The following is a 23,660-nucleotide window of genomic DNA, read 5'->3' as shown; positions in this document are numbered from 1 at the left end:
TACTTCCATCAATTATTCAGCTTTGCCGCCGTTTTTCTTGATGATTTCTTCTTGAACAGATTTAGGTACATCTTCATAGTGATCAAATGTCATCATGAACGTACCGCGACCTTGTGTTGATGAACGAAGTGTTGTTGCGTAACCGAACATTTCAGCTAATGGCACGATTGCGTTCACGATTTGTGAGTTACCGTGTGCTTCCATTCCTTCTACGCGTCCACGACGAGCAGTTACGTGACCCATAACATCGCCTAAGTAATCTTCTGGTACAGTGATAACTACTTTCATCATTGGTTCAAGAATTACTGGGTTTGCTTTCTTCGCTGCAGCACGTAAAGCCATAGAAGCTGCAACACGGAAGGCAGTTTCACTTGAATCGACATCATGGTATGAACCATCATAAAGTTTTGCTTTGATGTCTACTAATGGGTAACCGGCTAAGACACCGTTCGCCATTGAGTCTTCAAGTCCTTTTTCAACTGCTGGGATGTATTCACGAGGAACCACACCACCGACAATCGCGTTTTCGAATTCGAAGCCTTTACCTTCTTCGTTTGGTGTAAATTCGACCCATACGTGACCGTATTGACCTTTACCACCAGACTGACGTACAAATTTACCTTCCGCTTGTGTTGCTGCACGGAATGTTTCACGATAAGAAACTTGAGGCGCACCTACGTTTGCTTCAACTTTAAATTCGCGACGCATACGGTCAACTAAGACGTCCAAGTGAAGTTCTCCCATACCAGCGATAACAGTTTCGCCTGTTTCAGCGTTTGTTTCCACACGGAATGATGGATCTTCTTCAGCAAGTTTTTGTAAAGCAACCCCCATTTTATCTTGGTCAGCTTTTGATTTAGGCTCAACAGCGACTTCGATAACTGGTTCTGGGAATTCGATTGATTCAAGGATTACTGGTGATTTTTCATCACATAGTGTATCCCCAGTTGTTGTGTCTTTCAAACCAACAGCAGCGGCGATATCGCCTGAGTATACTGTTTGGATTTCAGCACGAGTGTTGGCGTGCATTTGTAGGATACGACCGATACGTTCGCGTTTGCCTTTTGAAGCATTCAATACGTATGATCCAGAGTTCAAGATACCTGAATACACACGGAAGAATGTCAAACGACCTACGAATGGGTCAGTCATTACTTTAAATGCTAATGAAGCAAATGGTGCTTCATCGTCAGCCGGACGATCAGTTTCTTCGTCTGTTTTAGGATTGATCCCTTTAATCGCAGGAACATCAAGTGGTGAAGGCAAGTAGTCGATGACTGCATCCAACATCAATTGAACCCCTTTGTTTTTAAAGGCAGATCCGCAAAGAACAGGGAAAAAGTCAACAGTCAATGTTGCTTGACGAATACCAGCTTTCAATTCTTCTTCAGTGATTTCTTCACCTTCCAAGAATTTCATCATTAGTTCTTCATCAGTATCAGCAACAGCTTCGATTAATTTTTCGCGCCATTCTTCAGCTAATTCTACGTATTCTTCAGGAATTTCAGTCTCTTGGATTTCAGTTCCTAAGTCATTTGTGTAGATTTCAGCTTTCATTTTTACTAAGTCGATAATACCAGTAAAGTCATCTTCCGCACCAATTGGTAATTGGATTGGGTGAGCATTTGCTTGTAAACGATCATGTAAAGTTGATACAGAGTATAAGAAGTCTGCACCAATTTTGTCCATTTTGTTACAGAATACAACACGCGGTACGCGGTAATCTGTCGCTTGACGCCAAACTGTTTCTGTTTGAGGTTCTACACCTGATTGTGAGTCCAACACAGTTACAGCACCATCAAGTACACGCAATGAACGTTGCACTTCGATTGTGAAGTCCACGTGTCCTGGTGTGTCGATGATATTTACGCGGTTTTCTTTCCATTGCGCAGTTGTCGCAGCAGAAGTGATTGTGATCCCACGTTCTTGTTCTTGTTCCATCCAGTCCATTTGAGAAGCACCTTCATGTGTTTCACCAATTTTATGGATTTTACCTGTGTAATAAAGGATACGTTCAGTTGTCGTTGTTTTACCAGCGTCAACGTGGGCCATGATCCCGATATTACGAGTTTTTTCTAGCGAAAATTCTCTTGCCATTCTAGGTTGTTCCCCTCTCATTCTTACTTAACTTAAGCTAAGGTTGTCTCAGTACCTTCCAATAAAAAGCAGTGAGGATCTTACCAACGATAGTGAGCAAATGCGCGGTTGGCTTCCGCCATTTTGTGTGTGTCTTCGCGTTTTTTCACAGAAGCACCAGTGTTGTTCGCTGCATCCATGATTTCTTTTGCAAGACGTTCTTCCATTGTGTGTTCGCCACGCAAACGAGCGTAGTTTACCACCCAACGAAGACCTAGAGTTGTACGACGTTCAGGACGTACTTCTACTGGTACTTGGTAGTTAGAACCACCGACACGGCGAGCTTTAACTTCCAATACAGGCATAATGTTTTTCATTGCTTGTTCGAAAACTTCCAATGGATCATTTCCTGTAGATTCTTTGATAATGCCAAAAGCATTGTAGATAATATTTGCAGCAACACCGCGTTTACCATCAACCATTACACGGTTGATCAAACGAGTTACTAATTTTGAGTTATAAATAGGATCTGGTAAAACATCACGTTTTGCAACAGGACCTTTACGAGGCATCCGTAACTCCTCCTTCCGAGATATCAGTTCTGATTTAAATAAGATTCATTTGATCTGTTTGTCTTAAAGATTAAGCTTTAGGACGTTTTGTACCATATTTAGAACGAGATTGTTTACGATCGTTAACACCGGCAGTATCCAATGCACCACGAACGATATGGTAACGTACCCCTGGTAAGTCTTTTACACGTCCACCACGTAACAAGACCACGCTGTGTTCTTGTAAGTTGTGTCCGATACCTGGAATATAAGCTGTCACTTCAATCAAGTTTGACAAACGAACACGCGCATATTTACGTAGAGCTGAGTTCGGTTTTTTCGGTGTCATAGTTCCCACACGAGTAGCTACCCCACGCTTTTGAGGTGAGTTAACATTCGTTTGAGCTTTCTTGAAACTGTTATATCCTTTGTTCAATGCTGGTGAATTTGATTTTTCAACCTTGGATTTACGAGGTTTACGTACTAATTGATTAATTGTAGGCATCCCTAGTTGTCCTCCTTCCTTGATTCGCTTTATAGTCCCACACATCCAGGTGGTTCTTTTTTTGCGATAAAAAATAATGCATTCTCTGCATTCATATCAACTATGCTTTGATAGACAGTCAGCACGTCTCCAACGAGAGACCTGTAGATAAAGCACCTTTGATAGAATATCATGCTTATTCTTACCTGTCAAGTATCCTCCTAAGCTTTTTTCAAAAGAAATCTGTTACGAAAAAATCCGCAAATTTTGCGCTTCTTCCTATATAATAGAGACAAAGCATTTATTTAAAAAAGGCGGGAAGAAAATGAACCTAAAAGAAATGGTCGGCATTGAAGCGGCTAGTTATGTAAAAGATGGCATGGTCGTTGGCTTGGGCACTGGCTCAACAGCCTACTACATGATTGAAGAACTGGGTCGACGTGTAAAAGAAGAAGGTCTATCGATCACGGGTGTCCCAACTTCTTGGGCATCGAAAAAACAAGCAGAAGGATTAGGTATCCCGATTCGCACCATCGATGAAGTGGACGCTGTGGATCTAACGATCGACGGTGCAGATGAGATCAGCAAGGATTATCATGGCATCAAAGGCGGCGGTGCAGCCCTTTTATTCGAAAAAATCGTGGCGTCTAACTCAAAAAAAGTCTTGTGGATCGTTGATGAATCGAAAATGGTCGAAACACTTGGTGCCTTCCCGTTGCCAGTGGAAGTGATCCCTTATGGCAGCCAACAGCTGCTGCGTCTGTTCGAGAAGAAAAACTACCATCCAAAACTGCGTCTGAATGAAGAAGGCGAACCGTTAAAAACCGATTGCAGCAATTACATCATCGATCTTCATCTAGAAACGATCACCGCCCCTACTGAGTTGGCACAGGAATTAGATGCTACAGTGGGCGTGGTTGAACACGGTCTGTTTTTGGATATGGTCCATACGATCATTGTTGGATTGCCTGAAGGCCCGAGTACCAAGCACGTTAGATAAAGGAAACAAAAAAGAGGAGCAATAATGCTTCTCTTTTTTTCGTTATTTTTCTTCAATCGACTTAATTTTTATTATTTTTTGTGCAAATTACCCTATCATTTAAGAAATAATTATGATACATTCAATAAAAAGGGAAAGGTAGGAGGGTTTATGAAAATCATAGGCTATGCTCGTTCAACGATCACCGACAACTCAACAAGTGAACAATTAAACAAGCTCGAAGAATTTGGGTGTCATGAATTTTTCCATGAGACATTTAGCGTGGAAGAAAGTGAAGAAAATCATTCATTGGAGTCAGTGGTGGCACAAATGCAGCCCGGCGACACCTTAGTCGTTACGGAACTGCATCGTTTAGGGAAAACCACCAGACAACTGACCGATCTCACTGATCTATTAAAACAGCGAGAGCTTCATCTGGTTTCACTGGCAGAACAAATCGATACCCGCGGTCCGATGGGACAGGTTTACTTCAATTTAATGGAAGGACTTGCGATCATGGAACGCTCACTCATCAAAGAGCGCACGCTGGTCGGCTTAAATAAAGCCCGCAAAAAAGGCAAAATTGGCGGTCGTCCAAAAATCGATCCGAAAACGATCAAAAAAATCCGTCAATTGTACTACGAGAAAAAAGAAACGATTCAATATATTTCTGAAAAATGCGGTGTTTCTGTAGGTACATGCTATAAATACATAAAATTATCCGAAGAAGAATGGAACAAGTTACGTTCATAGTTGTCGACTCCCCCTAGAACAGCATGAAACAAAAGCGGTCCTCTTTTTAATGATCCCCTTTTGTTTTTCCTTAAGAATGGCGTTTTCCCCCAGCTTTTCCTCCAAAACCATGGAAATTCTTTGAGAAAGAGTGTACAATAAATACGGAATTGAAAATTTCAGAAAAATATCGAATATCTAAAGGAGAGTTTTACATGCCAAAATTAGTATTTTCTCGTCATGGACTAAGCGAATGGAACAAATTAAACCAGTTTACCGGTTGGGCTGATGTTGATCTAGCGCCAGAAGGTGTCGAAGAAGCAATCGAAGGCGGACGTAAAATCAAAGAAGCAGGCATCGAATTTGACGTTGCTTACACATCTGTTTTAACTCGTGCCATCAAAACTTGTAATTACATTTTAGAATATTCTGATCAACTTTGGGTACCAACGATCAAATCATGGCGCTTAAACGAACGTCATTACGGTAAATTACAAGGTTTAAATAAAAAAGAAACTGCTGAAAAATACGGTGACGAACAAGTACACATCTGGCGTCGTTCTTACGATGTTTTACCTCCATTGATGGAAGCTTCAGATGAAGGTTCTGCTGCAAACGACCGTCGTTATGCAATGCTTGACCCTCGCGACGTACCTGGTGGAGAAAACTTAAAAGTTACTTTAGAACGTGCATTGCCTTTCTGGCAAGATGAAATCGCCCCAGCATTAAAAGACGACAAAACTGTCTTAGTTGCGGCTCACGGAAACTCTCTACGTGCATTAGCAAAACATATCGAAGGTATTTCTGACGAAGATATCATGGATCTTGAGATCCCAACTGGTCAACCACTTGTTTATGAATTGAACGATGATTTGACTGTTGCGAAAAAATACTACTTATAAGCCTCGCTTATCGCTGCCCTTTTTTAAAAAAGGGCAGTTTTTTTATTGGCAATTCCTCCCCCCTCTTTTATAATTGAGGGCGTACTCGAAAGGAGCTTATTATGAAACTAGTCAAAAATGATACCGTTTTATTTTTAGGTGACAGCATCACAGATTGCGATCGTGATCGCCAAGATCCCCACGATTTAGGACATGGGTTTGCCCGTCTCGTTGCCGATCAGCTGGCAGAAACATTCCCCACTGCAGGATTTACCTTTTATAATCGGGGGATCGGCGGCAACAAAGCTGCCGACGTCTTAGCCCGTCTCCAAGAAGATTGCCTTCAATTAGCACCTGACGTCTTGATCTTTATGATTGGGATCAACGACACGTGGCACAATGCCGGTGGTCCCGATTTTGGTTCAGAAGAGGCCGCAACGTCCTTTGAGGAAACCTACCGTCAAATTCTGGAACAAGTGACCCAACAGGGGATCACGCGTATTTTCTTGCTGGAACCTTTTGTTTTGCCATATCCTGAGGATCGCCAAACTTGGCGGATCGATCTTGATCCGAAAATCCAAATCGTTCGTCACTTAGCTGCCGCCTTTCATTGTCAGCTGCTGCCGCTGGATGGCTTGTTTGCCGAAGCTGCCGTTGCTAGCTCCCCGCAGGCACTGACAGGCGATGACGGTGTGCACCCCACTCCTGCTGGACACGCCTTGATTGCAGATCAGCTAATGGCCCGTTTGGCTTTTTCTTCTGAAGGGTAAATAAACAGACCGCTCCGCGACAACCAAGTCGCAGGAACGGTCTTTTTTATGATTAAAGATAGGTTGAAGGAGTCAAGGAATCTTGGTAGATTGCGATCACGTCTTCTTCTTGCAGCGGTACATACGCATTTGTTGCAATAGAGCTGAATTGAACTGCTTGAGCCGCCATTTCAGCAAAATGGGTGTCATCGGCGATCCCTACTTCTGGCAAAGTCATCGGAATATCGCAAGAAGCAAAAAAGTCATACAGTTTTTGAATCCCCATTCGGGCAGCTAATTCTGGCACTGCTTCTTGGACACCAAAGACTTCTCTAGCAAACCGCGCAAATTTCGGCGCCGTTTCTTCATTCAATACATGAAGCATCCAGCGTGGGGTCAGGATCGCTAAGCCGATGCCATGGGTAATGTCATAAAACGCACTCAACTCATGCTCCATCGCATGACAAGACCAAGCACCACCCTTGCCACTTCCAGTCAAACCATTTAAGGCTAAGGTGCTCGCCCACATCAAATTCGCCCGTGCATCATAGTCTGTGGGGTCATTTAATGCGATGGGCAGATTTTTAATGACTGCTTTTAGCAATCCTTCTGCTACACCGTCTTGGACATCTGTTCCTTCTGTTTTACTGAAATAATTTTCAATCAGATGGCTCATGATATCCGCTGAACCGGCAGCCGTTTGATAGCGACTGACACTAAAGGTCGTTGTTGGATCTAAAAAAGATACTTTCGGTAAAAATTCGGGTCCGTGAACACCAAGTTTTTGTTTCGTTTCTAGATTAGAGATCACCGCGCCGCGATTCATTTCACTGCCAGTAGCCGCAAGGGTCAAGATCGTTACTAATGGAATCGCTGGTCCTTGATAGCTTCTGGAAAGAACTAAGTCCCAAGGCTCTTGCTCACTGCAAGCCGCCCCAGCGATCACTTTGCTGCAATCAATTACAGAACCGCCGCCAACAGCTAAAATGACGTCGATCTTTTCTGAACGACAAAGAGCGGCTCCTTGACGAACGGTTTCGATTCGTGGATTTGGATCGACACCAGTCAATTCAGTGACTTGATTGCCGTTGGCAGTCAATTGCGCCATGACTGCATCGTACAAACCGTTTTTCTTGATACTGCCGCCACCATAGACTAGCAAGACGTTTTTTCCAAATGTATTCAGTACTTCTGGCAGCTCGTTCAGACGGTCTTTCCCAAAACGAATGTCCGTCGTTACATGAAACGTAAAATTATTCATTGTCTCGTCTCCTTTTTACACCTTTTCTTTTCATTAAACCATTTTCTGGCAAAAGTGCAACGCTTCTTCGTGGCTTTTTGCCAACAAAAAAAGATAACACATTCTCGGTTGCATGCAAACCAATACGATTTGGCTGCTTGCTCTATCAAAAGCAAGCAGCCTTCGCATCGTTCATGCACCGATCCTGCGGTATCTTTTTTACGCGATCGCTGTTTCTAAGCCAACTTTGATCATGTCGTTAAATGTCGTTTGTCTTTCTTCTGGCGTTGTTTCTTCTCCAGTGATGATGTGGTCGCTGACGGTGCAGATCGCTAAAGTTTGAACGTGGAATTTCGCCCCTAAATAGTATAAGGCTGCGGCTTCCATCTCAACACCCATCACCCCAAGGTCTGCCAACTGTAACGTTTCCGTCATGTCATCTTTGTAGAAGGTATCTTCAGATAAGATGTTACCGACGTGAGTCGTAAATCCTGATTCAATCGCTGTATCATAGGCTTTACGCAACAGTGCAAAGTCAGCGATTGGTGGGAAATGGAAACTTTGAAAGTTTTTTGCCACCATCGATGAACTTGTGGCTGCCGCTTGAGCAATCACAAGATCACGCACGTGGACATCTTTTGAGATGGCACCACACGTACCGACCCGAATCAATTTCTTCACGCCGTAAGAGTTGATCAATTCATGGGCATAGATGCTCGCTGAAGGCATGCCCATGCCGGTTCCTTGGACAGAGACCCGCTCGCCCTTATAAACGCCTGTATAGCCCAACATTCCCCGAACGTTGTTGTAACAGATCGGGTCTTCTAAAAATGTTTCAGCAATATATTTTGCCCGCAGTGGATCACCTGGTAACAAGATTTTGTCTGCGATCTCGCCTGCTTTTGCTTCGATATGAACGCTCATTCGTTTTTCTCCTTTGGTCTGCTTTTTATAGTACTGCTAACGTTTCTTTGATCAACGCTTTAAATTCTGCCTTGACCCGTTCCGTCGTTTCCACGACTTCTTCATGATTCAAGCTCGCTTGCATACCAGCAGCCAAGTTTGTGATACAAGAAACACCCAAGACTTTCAAGCCACTGTGAACAGCAACGATCACTTCTGGGACAGTCGACATACCGACAGCATCGGCACCGATCGTCCGAGCAAAGCGGATCTCTGCTGGCGTTTCATACGTAGGACCTGAGAAGCCCATATAGACGCCTTCTTTTAAGTGCAATCCTTTTGATGCACCAACTTTTTGTGCCGCTTCCCGATAAGGCGAATGGTAGGCTTGGCTCATATCTGGGAAACGCGGACCCATTTCTTCTTCGTTTTCACCAATCAGTGGGTTGTCCCCCATAAAGTTGATTTGATCGGTGATCAACATCAAGTCTCCCGGCTGGAAGCTTTCGTTTACGCCGCCACAGGCATTGGTCACGACTAAAGAGTGAGCTTTCAATGCCGCCATCACACGGACGGGGTAAGTAACCGTCTGCATCGAATGGCCTTCATAATAATGGAATCGTCCTTGCATCGCTAAGACTTTTTTCCCAGCTAATGTTCCATAGACCAATTGTCCTGCATGACCAACCACTGTCGAAACAGGAAAATGCGGGATATCGTTGTAAGGCAACACGATTGGGTTTTCGATCTCATCGGCTAATTCACCTAAGCCAGATCCTAAAATCAACCCAAATTCCACTTCACCGACGCCGCTTTCTTGGATAAATGCCGTTGTTTCTTGTAATTTCTCATGTAACGTTGTCATTTCATCACCTCTAGTTTAAATGTTGTAAAAAGCTTGTTCCGTTTTCTGTAGCTGAAACACCAAAGTTTTCAGCGATCGTTGCGGAAATATCCGCATAGTAGCCTTGTGGCAATTTGCCTTGGCCTTGGAATTTCTTGCTGTACGCTAATAATGGCACATATTCTCTCGTGTGATCCGTTCCCGTAAAGGTTGGGTCATTGCCGTGGTCAGCTGTGATCAACAACAGATCCTCGTCTCCCATTGCTTCTAAAAGCTCTGGAATACGCAAATCAAAATCTTCAATGGCATGGGCATACCCTACGACATCGCGACGGTGACCATAAAGCGCATCGAAGTCGACCAAGTTCGTAAAGCTTAGACCTGTAAAGTCTTGTTTCATCACCTTCAGTAACTGATCCACACCGTCCATATTGCTCTTCGTCCGTACAGAATCGGTGATTCCTTGTCCGTTGAAGATATCATTGATCTTCCCAACGGCGATCACGTCTTTTCCAGCTTCTTTCAAGGAATCTAATACTGTATGGCCAAATGGATCGAGTGCGTAGTCATGACGATTGCTCGTACGAGTAAAGTTTCCAGGCTCACCGACATACGGACGCGCGATGATGCGGCCGATCATATATGGCTCATCTTTCGTGATGTCCCGAACGTACTGACAAATACGATACAATTCTTCTAATGGAATGATTTCCTCATGCGCAGCGATCTGCAACACTGGGTCAGCCGAGGTGTAAACGATCAAATCGCCTGTCTTCATTTGATGTTCGCCGAAGTCATCAATGACTGCTGTCCCTGAGTACGGCGCATTGCAGACGATTTTACGTCCAGAGAACGCTTCGATCTGTTGCAACAATTCATCGGGAAACCCATCGGGAAATACGCGGAAAGGTTTTTGGATATTCAAGCCCATGATCTCCCAGTGCCCCGTCATCGTATCTTTCCCAACGGAAACTTCTTCCAATTTGGTTGCATACCCATCATGGTCAGCTACCGCCTTCACGCCTTCTAAAGGACGGATCGTCCCTAGGCCTAATTGTTCCAAGTGAGGGATCGTCAAGCCTGCTTCTTTTGCAATATGGCCTAACGTATCTGAACCGACATCACCAAAAGCTGCCGCATCAGGTGCTTCACCAATTCCGACTGAATCCATCACGATCAAGTGTACACGTTTAAACATTCTATTCCCTACTTTCTTTATTTTATGCTTTTACAAGCGGATCTACTACCTCTATCATACTAAACTTAAGCAAAAATTGCGCTGGGTTGCTTTGGAAATTTCCTGATGCGTTCCTTTCACCCAGAGGATAGAAAAAGGGCAGGACACAGCAACACATTCATGTCCCATAGCCCCACCCTTTCATACTGAAAAATTATTTAGATTTAATGTAGTTCTTCCCGTTAGCTTTCGGACCAGCGGCTTTTCCAAGGAAAAGAACGAGCACGATGATCGTCAAGGCATAAGGCGCAGCCTGTAAGTAAACCGCTGGAATGGAAGAGATGATTGGCAGTTGGCCACCTACGATACTGATGTTTTGCGCAAAACCGAAGAAAATCGCAGCTCCCATCGCACCAAGTGGATTCCATTTACCAAAGATCATCGCAGCCATCGAGATAAACCCTTGACCGGCGATCGTTGTCACGGCAAAGCGACCCGCGATCGATTGAGCAAACAAGGCACCGCCCATCCCGCCAAGGAAACCAGAGATCAAGACACCTGAGTAGCGCATCACGTAAACATTGATCCCTAAGGTATCCGCTGCTTGTGGATGCTCACCGACAGAACGAAGACGCAACCCAAAGCGTGTTTTGAAAATCACGAACCACGCGATCACTGAGATCAAAATAGCGAAGTACGCCGGTAAGAATGTTTGATTAAAGAAAATCGGGCCAATGATAGGAATATCTTTAAGAATCGGGAAATTGAAATACCCCAATGTCCGTTGGATGTTATCCGTTTGCCCTTTGTTGTAGATCGCTTTGACTAAGAACACGGCCAAAGCTGGTGCCATCAAGTTCATCACCGTACCACTGATGATATGGTCGGCACGGAAGTTGATGGTTGCCACCGCATGCAGCAAGGAGAAAACCACACCGACCAGTCCGCCGACGAGCATCCCTAACCACGGTGTCCACGCACCAAATTGTGACGCAAATTCAATATTGAAAACAATCGAGCTAAAAGCACCCATAACCATGATTCCTTCAAGACCCACGTTAACGATCCCGCTGCGCTCTGAGAACACGCCACCTAGCGCCGTCAAAATCAGAGGAGACGCATAAATCAATGTTTGAGTGACGATCGAAGAAATTAAACTAATATCCATTAGATGGTTCCTCCTTCCTGATCTTGATCGTTTGGTTGGGCTTCAATCTCCTGTACGACCAGCGCTTCTTTTTTGCCGTCAAAGATTTTTGCCAACAAGAAACGAATCACAAAGCTGATCGCTACGAAGAAAATAATAATTGCGATATTGACATCGACTAATTCAGATGGAATACCTGCAAACTGCATGCCTTGTCCACCTAATTTCAAAATACTGAACAAGAGGGCTGAAAGCAAGATTCCGATCGATGAGCCGCTTCCTAACAAGGATACAGCCATACCGTCAAACCCGATGCTCAATGATGACCCTTGAACGAAGAAGTTTTCAAACGTTCCTAGTCCTTGAACGACTCCACCTAATCCAGCAAGCGTTCCAGAGATGATCATGGAGATAATGATCGTCCGTTTGCTGCTCATCCCCGCATATTCAGAAGCGCTTGGGTTCAAGCCCACCGCACGGATTTCATAACCAAGAGTGGTTTTTTTCATCAAGAACCAAACCAAAACTAAGAAGATCAAGGCTAAGAAGATCCCTAAGTTCAAGCGAGAGTTGCTCGTGATGCTTGCTAGAAACGGCGTCTGCATGGAGGCATTTTCCCCCACCATTTTTGTGACCCCTTTTGTCGTGATCATGGATTCGCTCATCACATTATTGACTAAATGGTTCCCCGTATAAAGCAAGATATAGTTCATCATGATCGTCACGATGACTTCACTTGTTCCAAAGAATGCCCGTAGGAAACCAGGAATCGCAGCTGCGATCGCCCCGCATAAAGCCCCTACGATCACGGCTAATGGCAAGACCACCAACCGAGGCGCATCTGGCATCGCTAGTGCGACCCAGATACTGGCAACCCAACCTGCTAGCGCTTGACCAGAAAGACCGATATTGAAGAATCCGGCTGAGTTTGCAACGGCAAACCCCAGAGCGGTAAAGATCAATGGTCCTGCTGTAACAAAAATCTCACCAATGTTGCGGGCATTTAACCCACCTGTTTGTCCGTTGATAAAAACGGTCCGAAACATTTGTGTATACCCTGTGATTGGGCTGTAGCCGAAGGCCGCCATGATGATCCCGCCAAGGACGAATCCCAACAAGACAGCGATGATCGGCACTAATATATTGCGGATCTTTTCTTTGCGGTTATTCAACCGAACCACCTACTTCCTCCATTTGCAGCTCTCGTCTTGCTTCCTCCAAGGAGTACCCTGCCATCAACAAGCCAAGCTCTTTCTCTGATGTTTCTTTCGGATCAACGACCCCAACGATCTCACCAGCATGAATAACAGCAATGCGGTCTGATACATTCAAAATTTCATCTAATTCAAAGCTGACTAACAACACCGCTTTGAATTTATCCCGCTGTTCAATCAAGCGTTTGTGGATAAATTCGATCGCTCCAACATCCAACCCACGGGTCGGATTGGCAACGATCAATAGATCAGGATCGCGGCTGATTTCTCGTGCGATGATCGCTTTTTGTTGATTCCCGCCGGACAATGCCCGTGCTGGTACGATCTCGTTGACTGTTCGTACGTCAAATTCTTGAATCAAGTCACGAGCAAACTCGTTGATCTCTCCGTAATCCAAGACACCTGCATTACTCAAAGGTTTTTTGTAGTAGGTTTGCAAGGCGATGTTTTCTGATAACATCATATCCAAGACAAGCCCGTATTTATGGCGGTCTTCTGGCACATGACCAACGCCGGCTTCGGTGACTTTCCGAGGCTTGAAGTTAGTGATGTCATCACCATTCAGCAAGACCTTGCCGCTTTCGACTTTCCGTAAACCAGTGATGGCTTGTAACAGCTCTGATTGCCCATTGCCATCGATCCCAGCAATCCCCAATACTTCACCTGCACGTACTTCTAAGCTTAAGTTTTTTACTGCTTCTAAGCCACGGTTTTCTTTTACAACTAAGTTTTCAACAGAAAGCACGACTTCTTTTGGTGACGCTTCTTTCTTCGGTGTCTTGAAGGACACAGAACGACCAACCATCATATCGGCCAACTGTTGTGAGCTGACGTCTTTGACATTGACAGTGCCGATCCCTTGTCCCCGACGGATAACTGTACAACGGTCTGCCACCGCTTTGATCTCATCCAGTTTGTGGGTGATCAAGATGATTGATTTGCCTTCACGCACCAATCCGCGCATGATCTCGATAAGCTCTTCGATTTCTTGCGGTGTCAAAACTGCCGTTGGTTCATCAAAAATCAATACATCTGCGCCGCGGTAAAGAGTCTTCAAGATCTCTACCCGTTGTTCCATCCCGACAGAGATGTCACGCACATAAGCATCTGGATCAACCGATAAACCATATTGTTCAGAAACTTTTTTGATTTCTTTGCGGGCTTTCTTGCGATCTAACACACCGAGATGATGGGGTTCGCTCCCCAAAATGATATTTTCTGTTACAGTAAAGGCGTCTACCAGCATGAAATGCTGATGCACCATCCCGATCCCCAATTTGTTTGCTGCGGTCGGACTCGTGATATTCACTTTTTCACCATTCATCCAGATTTCACCAGATGTTGGTTCCAATAATCCTGACAGCATATTCATCAAGGTCGACTTGCCCGCTCCATTTTCACCAAGCAATGCGTGGATTTCTCCTGGCCTTACTTGCAAGTTGACATCGTCATTGGCTTTGAACGTTCCAAACTCTTTGGTGATATGACGCATTTCTACAACATATTTTTCCTCAGCCAAATTACTCACATCCTTACTTTCTAATTCGCTTATACAAACCATTCGTCATGTCAAAAAAATAATTGCTATTGCTTAGGATGATTACTATCCTCATGAAAACCCGTAGCTTTCATCAACATAGTAATCCAACAACGATCATCTTGCCCTAAACTAGGGCAAGATAACCGAAAAGAACAACTTTATTTTTCAGGTGTTTCTGGTACTTCTACTTTGCCGTCGATCACGTCTTGTTTCGCTGTTTCGATCGCTGCTTTGGCATCATCTGAAAGGAACCCTTCAGTAATGTCTACACCGCCATCTTTCAAGCCGTAAACAATGTGTTCGCCGCCAGGGAAGTTGTCTTCTAACGCACGAGTTGAGATATCTTGTACCGCTGCGCCAACACCTTTCAATGTTGAAGCCAATGTGAAGTTATCTTCTTTGCCGTCAGCAGTTGTGTATTTTCCTTCGTCTTGTTGATCGCTATCCACACCGATGACCCAAACTTTTTTGTCTTCTAGGTCTGCTTCGTTCAATTGTTCATTGATTGCTTTTGCTTCTTGGAAGACACCTGCACCAGTACCACCAGATGCGTGGAAGATTACGTCAACGCCACTTTGGTACATTGAAGCTGCCAATGCTTTCCCTTTAGCAGGATCACCAAATGATGCTGCATATTGAGGATCAACCGTGATTTCTTTGCCTAATTTTTCAGCTGCGTCTTGAACGCCCTTCATGAAACCAGCTTCGAAACGGTCGATAACGACGCCTTCTTCACCACCGATGAAGCCGACTTTGTTTGTTTTGGTTGTATACGCTGCGGCAAAACCAGCTAAGTAAGCTGCTTCGTTATCTTTAAATGTTGCTGAAACAACGTTGTCTTTGCCTTCGATCACATCATCGATGATCCCGAATTGTGTATCAGGGTTTTGGTCAGCTGCTGCTGCGATTGAATCTTTCAATAAGTAACCTACACCGAAAACTGTTTTGAAACCATTTTGAACGGCACCATTTACGTTGGTTGTGTATTCTGAAGCTTCATTTGATTGCACGTAGTCATAACCACCAGCACCGCGAGCGATCCCGTGTTCCTCACCCCATGCTTCTAAGCCTTCCCACGCTGATTGGTTGAATGAACGGTCATCCACCCCACCGATATCGGTAACGATTGCGACACTATGCGCTGCATCAGTCGTACCGTCTGCAGAACCTCCGCCAGTTGAATCAGTTGAACCTGAATTTCCTCCGCCACAAGCACCAAGTAAAGTCAACCCAGCTACTGCAACAATACCTAAACTAAATAATTTTGCTTTTTTCATTGCTGTAAAGCCCCCTAAAAATATAGTTTTTTTCAACAGCCGCATCGACTGAATGAACATGGTTTATAAATCTTTGTTCGTGAAGTAATAAGGCAATAGGCCTTCTACCGTGGTTTCTTTGATGACACCATCATCGCCGACTAAGGTCACCGGCATATCTGGCGCACAAAATTCCACCATGACCTGGCGGCAAGCACCGCAAGGAGAGATCGGTTCTGGCGTATGACCCGCCACAACCAAATGTTGAAACTCTTTTTCGCCTTCAGAAACGGCTTTGAAAAAAGCGGTTCGTTCTGCGCAATTTGTTAAGCCATATGAGGCATTTTCAATGTTGATCCCTTGATATATCGTACCATTTTTGGCAACGAGACAAGCACCGACCGGAAACTTAGAGTACGGCACATACGCTTTATCTAAGGCGGAAACGGCGGTGTCGATCCACTCTTTTTTCGCTATTGTCATTGTCTTCCCCGCTCTTATTTTTATTTTTTGCTATTTTACTTAATAATGCTAAGCTTAGTAGCCAGCACCTGTTGAGCCAGTCACGATAGCAACACTTGCGCTTGTTCCTAAGCGGTTTGCGCCCGCTTCGACCATAGCTGCTGCTTCTGCTTCGTTGTGGATACCACCAGAAGCTTTGACACCCATTTCTGGTCCTACTGTTTCACGCATCAAGCGAACATCTTCAACGACTGCCCCACCAGTTGAAAAGCCAGTTGAGGTTTTCACGAAATCTGCACCAGCTGCTTTGGCTAATTCACAGGCTTTGACGATTTCTTCGTTGTTTAATAACGCTGTTTCAATGATTACTTTGACAAGCGCTTTGTCTTTGGCTGCTTCAACGACTGCTTCGATGTCTGCTTGAACTTTTTTGTATTGTTTTGATTTCAAGGCACCTACGTTGATTACCATATCGACTTCATCTGCGCCGTTTTTGATCGCATCTGTTGTTTCATAAGCTTTGACCTCAGATGTGTTTGCCCCTAAAGGAAAACCGATCACGGTACAAACAGCCGTTGGTTCGCCTTGTAATTTTTCTGCTGCTAATGAAACCCACGTTGGATTGATGCAGACAGAATAGAAGTGATAGGTTTTTGCCTCTTCGATGATTCGTAAAACATCTTCCTCCGTTGCGTCTGCTTTCAAAATCGTGTGGTCGATCATGCGATTCAATTCCATTTTTATTCGCTCCTTATTCTGTAATAATGTCATGGATCAATGGCGGTTCTGCGCCATCTTCCCCAATTTCAATATTTTGGTCGATCAATGCTTTGACATCCTCGATTGCTTCGGTATTGCTATAGATCGTCAATAGCGATTCCCCTTTGCTTACGGATTCGCCAACTTTCTTATGCAATTTGATGCCCACGGCATGGTCGATGTCTTCGTCTTTGGTCTTACGACCTGCCCCTAACATCATCGCCGCGATCCCTAGCTCATTGGCAACTAATTTCGTCACCACGCCGCTAGTTTTCGCTGGGACTTCCACTTCATATTTCGCTGTCAAAATCTTGCTCGGGTCATCGATCACTGTAGCGTCTCCGCCTTGGTCTGTGATCATCTGTCTGAATTTTTCTAACGCTTTGCCTGAATGCAGGGCTTCTTCCAACAGTTGGCGTGCTTCTTCCAATGAATCAGCTTTTTTCGCTAAAACGACCATTTGGCTGCCCAGTGCATAGCACATTTCTTCCAAGTCTTTCGGTCCTTTTCCTTGCAGCGTCTCAATGGCTTCCACCACTTCCAAACTGTTGCCGATCGCTTCCCCTAAAGGCTGTGACATATCAGAAATGACTGCCATCGTTTGGCGATTTGCCAATTTTCCGATGCGGACCATCGTTTGGGCTAAGCGTTTGGCATCCTCCAAGTTTTTCATAAAGGCGCCATCGCCTGTGGTTACGTCTAACACGATCGCATCGGCACCTGCCGCGATTTTTTTACTCATGATCGAGCTGGCGATCAATGGGATCGAACTAACCGTTGCCGTCACATCTCGTAAGGCATACAGTTTTTTGTCTGCAGGAGCTAAATCTCCTGATTGACCGATCACGGCCACTTTGCTTTCATTGACTAATCGGATAAAGTCGGCTTCAGAAAGCTCGATTTTAAATCCAGGGATCGCTTCAAGCTTGTCTAACGTCCCACCAGTATAGCCTAAGCCGCGCCCAGACATTTTCGCAACTGGTACGCCAACACTAGCCACTAAGGGCGCTAAGATCAATGTGGTCGTATCACCAACACCGCCAGTCGAATGCTTATCGACTTTGATTCCTTCAATTGAGGATAGGTCGATCACTTCACCAGAATTTGCCATTGCTAGCGTTAAGTTCGTGATTTCTTCATCTGTCATATCTACATAAAAAATAGCCATCAACAAGGCACTCATTTGATAATCTGGAATACTTCCTTCAGTATACGCAGTTACAATGTAGTCAATTTCTTCCTTCGTCAATGACTTGCCGTCACGTTTCTTTTCAATTAAATCCACCATTCGCATCGAAATGACCCTCGCTTCCTTTAACATTATACAATAATTTTTCGTAGGGTAAACCACTTTAGTAAAACAGTTTACTAAATATCGCAAAACTATGAAAACACTTACAAGAAGAAATATACCGCATTATTTCTCGCTTGTCAATGTCTTCACGCTCTCACGAATAATTAATTTTGTATCAAAAATCTTATTTGGAATTCGCCGTGTCGGAAACTCAATGGCGTCCACTAAAAACTTCGCTGCGGTAAACCCGATCTCAAAAGTCGGCTGCATGACCGTGGTAAGCGGTGGTGTGATGTATTCCGATAATTTCAAGGCATCAAAGCCGATCACCGAGTAGTCTTCTGGTACTTTTTTGCCCGCCTCATAAATCGCTTGATAACAGCCGATCGCCATAGCATCGTTGCCACAGAAGAACGCTGTGATCTCTTTGTACTTCAATAATTCCTTCGTTGCTTCGTACCCGCCAGTAACCGTTAATTCAGCATTTTCCACATATCGGCCTTTAAAAGGGATCTGATGATCCTTTAAGGCATGGCGATAGCCATTGAACCGTTCCTCTAATTGATAGTAGCCGGTGATTTCTTTGAGCATCGCAATGTTGCGGTGACCATTTTTGATCAAATAGCTGACGGCTTGGTAGGCGCCTTCGTATTCTTTCACGATCAAACGACCATTGTCCCGCTGATTGATCCCACGATCGACTAAAATAATTGGTCGGTCATCAAAGAACCCGCTCTTCAAGGAATAATCCTCTGGCAGCAAATGCGGCGTCGCTAATAAGATGCCATCTACCGAACGATGAGACAGTTCATTCAAATATTGAACCTCTTTTTCTTGGCTGTGGCGCGAATTGCATAACACTAGCATGTAACCTAGTGGATTGAAATAACTTTCCGCCCCTTCAATGACTTTAGAGAAAAAGAAATCCGTCACATCAGGCACGATCATTCCGATCGTTTTTGAATGGCGGTTGATAAGATTCGAAGCAAAAAAATCCGGCTTATAGTGATATTTATTTACGATATCTAAGACCCGCTTTCGGGTTTCTTCACTAAAACGGCTGCCTTTATTGTTTAGGATCTGCGACACGGTCGTGACAGAGACGCCAGCCATTTCAGCAATCTGTTTAATCGTCAATTTCATCTGCTTCTCTCCTCTCTTGCCTAAAGTGTAGCAAATTTTTCTCAAAAAAAATAGCACACTTTCAACAAGTGTGCGACTTTCTCTTTCGTTGATCAAAAATGGCCCGATGATACAGACAGCTCTTTTAGCGGAGCTGCGATTGCCCCAAAGGCTGATGACAACAGGCTTTTTGAGAAACCAACTGGTCCAGTTGCCGCTAACCAGTGCTTGTCTTAGCGATGCCTTTGATCTGTTGAGAATCAAGGAGCAGCTACGCTTCTTTTACGCTTTGAATGATGTAATAGCCTTTGTCTTTTTTGATGATTTCGGCATTGCCAAAGGTCTCTTGCATTTTCTTTTGAGCACTCGGCGCCCCTTGTTTCTTTTGGATCACGATCGTTAAAGTCCCGCCTGCTTTAAGCAAAGGAAACGCCCCCGTCAAAATCTCATGAACGACTTCTTTTCCTGCCCGAATCGGCGGATTGCTGAGGATCGCCGCATAAGCAGGTTGATTTAATTGGGCATAGATATTGGATTGATGGATATCTACCTGTTCAATGCCGTTACGCTGGGCATTGCCTTTTGCCAAATCCACTGCCCGCTGATTGATATCGATCATCTCGACAGGTCGTTGACTCGCATAAGCTAACGCTAAGCCAACAGGTCCATAGCCGCACCCAACGTCCAGCAGACTTCCTTCTGGTAGCTCCCCCCACTCAAACGCATCGATCAACACCCGCGAGCCATAGTCCACCGTGTCACGGGAAAACACCCCGCTATCTGTCACAAAATGAAAGTTCTTTCCTCTTAATTCAAACGACCACTGTTCAAAATCATGGGCCGTATCAGGATTTTCTGTATAGTAATGATTACTCATGGTTATGCTCCTTTCTTCTATCTCCTCTTCGCTTGTTTTTTCTACTGGTTTCTACTAGTTTTTCCTTGTTTCTTCTATTCGAACGAGTGTACGTAGTGAAATCACCAGTAAAAAAGCCCTGCAAGATTTGTCTGCTGCTTCTTTCTAATCATACCGAAAAACAGTCAGAAGTAAACGCCCAGCAAAAAAAACAACGAAAAAACAGTTTTTTGTTGTTTCTGCAAAGGAAATCATGTCTTTTTTCCAAGTTCCGCAAGTTTCTATGGTAAAATACTTTCGAACAGTGGCCCGTCGCTTCTAACAGAAACCGATGATGCCGCAAAAAAGGAGCCTACTATGCAAGAAACCATGAATTTTTATCAAATTCCTCGTGAGCAATGGCAAGGGTTTTATACGAACGGCATGATGCCTTTCACTCAAGAAGAATTGGATAATATCAAAAGTTTGAACGACCGGATCTCGGTCCAAGATGTGGAAGATGTTTACGTGCCTTTGTGCCATCTGATCCATCTTTATATGAAAGAGTTTGAATCATTGACCCTCAGCAAGGGACTCTTTTTACACCGCTACGTCAAAATGCCGCCTTTTATCATCGGCATCGCTGGAAGTGTCGCCGTCGGCAAAAGCACCACCGCACGGCTCGTCCAAAATTTGTTGGCCCGTTTGTTTCCCCGTAGAACCGTCCAACTGATCACCACTGACGGCTTTTTGTACCCGAACGAAGTCTTGGAGGAACGCGGCAGCTTGAATCGCAAAGGATTTCCAGAAAGTTATGACATGGAAGCCTTGATCAACTTTTTGAATGCGGTCAAATCAGGAGAACCAGACATTCAGATCCCTGTCTACTCCCATGAAGTCTACAATATTATTCCTGATACGTATGAAACGATCAGTCAACCAGATATCTTGATCGTGGAAGGCATCAATACCCTACAACTGCCTGCCAACCAACAAATCTATATCAGTGACTTTTTTGATTTTTCAATTTTCGTGGATGCCCAACCAGCACTGATCGAAAAATGGTATTTGGAACGATTTGAATCATTACTAGACACGGCCTTTCAAGATCCCAGCAATTATTATTACCAATATGCGATCGGGGATCGCAAGGAAGCGATTAAAATGGCAAAAGAAGTATGGAAAAATGTGAATTTAAAGAATTTACACGAGTATATCTTGCCTACACGCAGCAGAGCCGATATAATTCTTCATAAAACAAAGCACCATTTGATCGATGAAGTGTTCTTGCGCAAGTATTGACCGCTTCATTTTTATGATTATGCTGTTGAAAAGGCCCAGCCTTTTTTCAATAAAAACTAAAAGAATTGAGGTAATTTATTGTGACAAACGTTGACACTTTGCCAAACGTCGAAAAAATTATCGTACTTGATTACGGTAGTCAGTACAACCAGCTGATTACACGCCGTATTCGTGAGTTCGGTGTTTTCTCAGAATTATTGAGCCACCGCATTACCGCTGAAGAAGTAAAAGCGATGAACCCAAAAGGGATCATCTTATCTGGCGGACCAAACAGCGTCTACGACGAGAACTCTTTCGGCATCGACGAGAAAATTTTTGAGTTAGGCATCCCAGTTTTAGGGATCTGTTACGGCATGCAGTTGATTACTTATAAATTAGGCGGAAAAGTTGAACCTGCCAAAAACCGTGAATACGGCAAAGCAGAATTGGAAGTCACTTCTGATGCAGCGGCCCTTTTCCAAAACACGCCCGCAACCCAAACCGTGTGGATGAGCCACGGGGACTTGGTCACTCAAGCACCTGCAGGCTTTGATGTCGTGGCAACGAGCAAAGATTGCCCGATTGCTTCTATCCAAGATGCCGAGCGCAAAATGTACGGTATCCAATTCCACGCAGAAGTTCGCCATTCAGAATACGGCAACGACTTATTGCGTCACTTTGCCATTGACGTTTGTCAATGTACAGGTGATTGGACAATGGACAACTTCATCGATATGGAAATCGCAAAAATCCGCGAACAAGTGGGCGACAAAAAAGTCTTGCTTGGTCTTTCCGGCGGGGTCGATTCTTCTGTCGTTGGTGTTCTTTTACAAAAAGCGATCGGCGATCAGCTGACTTGTATTTTTGTTGACCACGGCCTCTTGCGTAAAGGCGAAGCCGAGCAAGTAATGGAAAGCCTAGGCGGCAAATTCGGCTTGAACATCATCAAAGTTGATGCCAAAGAACGTTTCCTATCAAAACTTGCTGGGGTTTCTGATCCTGAAGAAAAACGCAAGATCATCGGAAATGAATTCGTGTACGTCTTCGATGATGAAGCAACCAAACTAGCTGGCGAAGAAGGCGTTTCTTTCCTTGCCCAAGGAACCCTTTATACCGACGTCATCGAATCAGGAACCGAGACTGCTCAAACCATCAAATCACACCACAATGTAGGTGGTTTACCTGAAGACATGCAATTCAAATTGATCGAACCATTGAACACCTTGTTCAAAGACGAAGTCCGTGAATTAGGGACTCAACTTGGTATGCCAGACAGCATCGTATGGCGCCAACCATTCCCTGGACCAGGTCTAGGCATTCGTGTCCTTGGCGAATTAACAGAAGAAAAACTAACGATCGTCCGCGACTCGGATGCAATCTTGCGGGAAGAAATCGCAAATGCCGGCTTAGACCGCGACATTTGGCAGTACTTCACCGTCTTACCAGGCATCCGCTCCGTCGGTGTCATGGGTGATGGCCGGACCTACGATTATACCGTCGGCATCCGTGCAGTCACTTCAATCGATGGCATGACCGCTGACTTTGCCCGCATCCCATGGGAAGTCCTACAAAAAATCAGCGTCCGCATCGTCAACGAAGTCGCACACGTCAATCGGATCGTGTACGATATTACGAGCAAACCACCTGCTACTGTGGAGTGGGAATAATCTTCAAAAAGACAGAAACCCTCTGTATCAAGGGTTTCTGTCTTTTTTTATTTTGATTCTTTCCAACAGATATTCAATACACATATCAAAATAATCGGCTATTTTAATTAATGTACTGCTTGTTCATTCAATTTCCTCGGTTTCATATTGCGTGAGAAACGCTTAATAGTTCTGCTATTTGGTGCTGTGTGACGTCATTGTCTTCTCTTATGGAACGAATATTCTTATATTTCATTAGTTAATTAAGTCGATCACGCAGCAAAATGTCTACAAAATGAAGGAGATGTTGGAACAATTACAATCTTGGAAAAGTGTGCTTGCAATCTTAGATACATTCTTTAGTGGCAAACATACGTCTTTTAAGTAATAAGAAAATTAGCAAACATTTCATTCCAATGCGCAAGTTTTCAGCATTTTCTGTGAGGATTTTTTTGACAAAACCTCGGCACTTGAAAAGTAGTTAAAAG

General features: G+C 44.3%; 22 protein-coding genes. 6 read left to right on the top strand and 16 right to left on the bottom strand.

Translation table 11 applies throughout. The annotated features are described in order from the left end of the window. Nucleotides 1-12 precede the first annotated feature (12 nt). The 3 genes from fusA to rpsL form a co-directional block, all read right to left on the bottom strand. The gene (gene fusA, locus A5883_RS14955; protein ID WP_005226900.1) at nucleotides 13-2,097 is read right to left on the bottom strand and encodes an elongation factor G; all 2,085 of its coding nucleotides are present in this window, start codon (nucleotides 2,095-2,097) and stop codon (nucleotides 13-15) included. An 80-nt stretch (nucleotides 2,098-2,177) separates the two neighbouring features. Further along, a complete protein-coding gene (gene rpsG, locus A5883_RS14950) occupies nucleotides 2,178-2,648 on the bottom strand; it encodes a 30S ribosomal protein S7 (protein WP_003127957.1) in 471 nt (156 codons plus the stop codon). A 70-nt stretch (nucleotides 2,649-2,718) separates the two neighbouring features. After that, nucleotides 2,719-3,132 (bottom strand): 30S ribosomal protein S12, encoded by a 414-nt coding sequence (gene rpsL / locus A5883_RS14945; RefSeq protein WP_003127956.1) that lies wholly within the window; start codon nucleotides 3,130-3,132, stop codon nucleotides 2,719-2,721. A 304-nt stretch (nucleotides 3,133-3,436) separates the two neighbouring features. On the opposite strand from rpsL, the gene rpiA reads away from it, so the two are divergent. From rpiA to A5883_RS14925, 4 genes are all read left to right on the top strand, one after another. Further along, nucleotides 3,437-4,111, top strand: a complete 675-nt coding sequence (gene rpiA, locus A5883_RS14940; RefSeq protein WP_005226875.1) for a ribose-5-phosphate isomerase RpiA — start codon at nucleotides 3,437-3,439, stop codon at nucleotides 4,109-4,111. 150 nt (nucleotides 4,112-4,261) lie between these two features. Next, complete coding sequence (locus A5883_RS14935; protein WP_005226873.1) at nucleotides 4,262-4,843, top strand: recombinase family protein; 582 nt, start codon at nucleotides 4,262-4,264, stop codon at nucleotides 4,841-4,843. A 194-nt stretch (nucleotides 4,844-5,037) separates the two neighbouring features. Then, nucleotides 5,038-5,724 (top strand): 2,3-diphosphoglycerate-dependent phosphoglycerate mutase, encoded by a 687-nt coding sequence (gene gpmA, locus A5883_RS14930; protein WP_005226871.1) that lies wholly within the window; start codon nucleotides 5,038-5,040, stop codon nucleotides 5,722-5,724. A gap of 101 nt (nucleotides 5,725-5,825) precedes the next feature. Next, the gene (locus A5883_RS14925; RefSeq protein ID WP_086338942.1) at nucleotides 5,826-6,473 is read left to right on the top strand and encodes an SGNH/GDSL hydrolase family protein; all 648 of its coding nucleotides are present in this window, start codon (nucleotides 5,826-5,828) and stop codon (nucleotides 6,471-6,473) included. A gap of 52 nt (nucleotides 6,474-6,525) precedes the next feature. Here the strand turns inward: A5883_RS14925 and A5883_RS14920 are convergent, their stop codons facing one another. The 13 genes from A5883_RS14920 to A5883_RS14860 all read right to left on the bottom strand — a co-directional run bounded on the left by A5883_RS14920 (nucleotide 6,526) and on the right by A5883_RS14860 (nucleotide 20,287). Next, on the bottom strand, nucleotides 6,526-7,713 hold the full coding sequence (locus A5883_RS14920; RefSeq protein WP_010748609.1) for an iron-containing alcohol dehydrogenase: 1,188 nt from the start codon (nucleotides 7,711-7,713) through the stop codon (nucleotides 6,526-6,528). Nucleotides 7,714-7,911: 198 nt separating this feature from the next. Next, nucleotides 7,912-8,616 (bottom strand): purine-nucleoside phosphorylase, encoded by a 705-nt coding sequence (gene deoD / locus A5883_RS14915; protein ID WP_005226852.1) that lies wholly within the window; start codon nucleotides 8,614-8,616, stop codon nucleotides 7,912-7,914. A gap of 25 nt (nucleotides 8,617-8,641) precedes the next feature. Next, nucleotides 8,642-9,460, bottom strand: coding sequence for a purine-nucleoside phosphorylase (locus A5883_RS14910; protein ID WP_086338941.1), 819 nt, complete (start codon nucleotides 9,458-9,460; stop codon nucleotides 8,642-8,644). Nucleotides 9,461-9,470: 10 nt separating this feature from the next. Next, entirely contained in the window at nucleotides 9,471-10,637 is a 1,167-nt protein-coding gene (gene deoB, locus A5883_RS14905; RefSeq protein ID WP_015508806.1) for a phosphopentomutase, read from the bottom strand. A gap of 193 nt (nucleotides 10,638-10,830) precedes the next feature. Next, on the bottom strand, nucleotides 10,831-11,784 hold the full coding sequence (locus A5883_RS14900) for an ABC transporter permease (protein WP_005232556.1): 954 nt from the start codon (nucleotides 11,782-11,784) through the stop codon (nucleotides 10,831-10,833). Further along, nucleotides 11,784-12,935: an ABC transporter permease gene (locus A5883_RS14895; protein WP_005226844.1), complete on the bottom strand. Its 1,152-nt coding sequence runs from the start codon at nucleotides 12,933-12,935 to the stop codon at nucleotides 11,784-11,786. The genes A5883_RS14900 and A5883_RS14895 overlap by 1 nt, the downstream gene beginning before the upstream one ends. Next, nucleotides 12,928-14,469: an ABC transporter ATP-binding protein gene (locus tag A5883_RS14890; RefSeq protein ID WP_369907731.1), complete on the bottom strand. Its 1,542-nt coding sequence runs from the start codon at nucleotides 14,467-14,469 to the stop codon at nucleotides 12,928-12,930. Before A5883_RS14890 ends, A5883_RS14895 begins: the two co-directional genes overlap by 8 nt. Before the next feature lie 206 nt (nucleotides 14,470-14,675). Beyond that, the gene (locus A5883_RS14885) at nucleotides 14,676-15,794 is read right to left on the bottom strand and encodes a BMP family lipoprotein (RefSeq protein ID WP_015508805.1); all 1,119 of its coding nucleotides are present in this window, start codon (nucleotides 15,792-15,794) and stop codon (nucleotides 14,676-14,678) included. A gap of 63 nt (nucleotides 15,795-15,857) precedes the next feature. Further along, a complete protein-coding gene (locus A5883_RS14880; RefSeq protein ID WP_005226837.1) occupies nucleotides 15,858-16,256 on the bottom strand; it encodes a cytidine deaminase in 399 nt (132 codons plus the stop codon). Between the two features lie 54 nt (nucleotides 16,257-16,310). Further along, nucleotides 16,311-16,973, bottom strand: a complete 663-nt coding sequence (deoC, locus tag A5883_RS14875) for a deoxyribose-phosphate aldolase (protein ID WP_086338940.1) — start codon at nucleotides 16,971-16,973, stop codon at nucleotides 16,311-16,313. Nucleotides 16,974-16,986: 13 nt separating this feature from the next. After that, nucleotides 16,987-18,288, bottom strand: coding sequence for a pyrimidine-nucleoside phosphorylase (locus A5883_RS14870; protein ID WP_005226834.1), 1,302 nt, complete (start codon nucleotides 18,286-18,288; stop codon nucleotides 16,987-16,989). A 123-nt stretch (nucleotides 18,289-18,411) separates the two neighbouring features. Then, on the bottom strand, nucleotides 18,412-19,431 hold the full coding sequence (locus tag A5883_RS14865; RefSeq protein WP_005226832.1) for a LacI family DNA-binding transcriptional regulator: 1,020 nt from the start codon (nucleotides 19,429-19,431) through the stop codon (nucleotides 18,412-18,414). A gap of 250 nt (nucleotides 19,432-19,681) precedes the next feature. Then, nucleotides 19,682-20,287, bottom strand: coding sequence for a class I SAM-dependent methyltransferase (locus A5883_RS14860; RefSeq protein WP_005226831.1), 606 nt, complete (start codon nucleotides 20,285-20,287; stop codon nucleotides 19,682-19,684). Between the two features lie 336 nt (nucleotides 20,288-20,623). Between A5883_RS14860 and coaA the strand changes: the two genes are divergently transcribed. Both coaA and guaA read left to right on the top strand, forming a co-directional pair. Further along, complete coding sequence (gene coaA, locus A5883_RS14850) at nucleotides 20,624-21,547, top strand: type I pantothenate kinase (protein ID WP_005226828.1); 924 nt, start codon at nucleotides 20,624-20,626, stop codon at nucleotides 21,545-21,547. A gap of 80 nt (nucleotides 21,548-21,627) precedes the next feature. Continuing rightward, nucleotides 21,628-23,193, top strand: a complete 1,566-nt coding sequence (gene guaA, locus A5883_RS14845; RefSeq protein ID WP_008376418.1) for a glutamine-hydrolyzing GMP synthase — start codon at nucleotides 21,628-21,630, stop codon at nucleotides 23,191-23,193. Nucleotides 23,194-23,660: the final 467 nt, after the last annotated feature.

The organism is Enterococcus sp. 5B3_DIV0040 (genome assembly GCF_002140755.1).
In the GTDB taxonomy this organism is placed as follows: Bacteria; Bacillota; Bacilli; order Lactobacillales; family Enterococcaceae; genus Enterococcus_D; species Enterococcus_D casseliflavus.
This window is presented reverse-complemented; position numbering and strand designations above follow the sequence as displayed.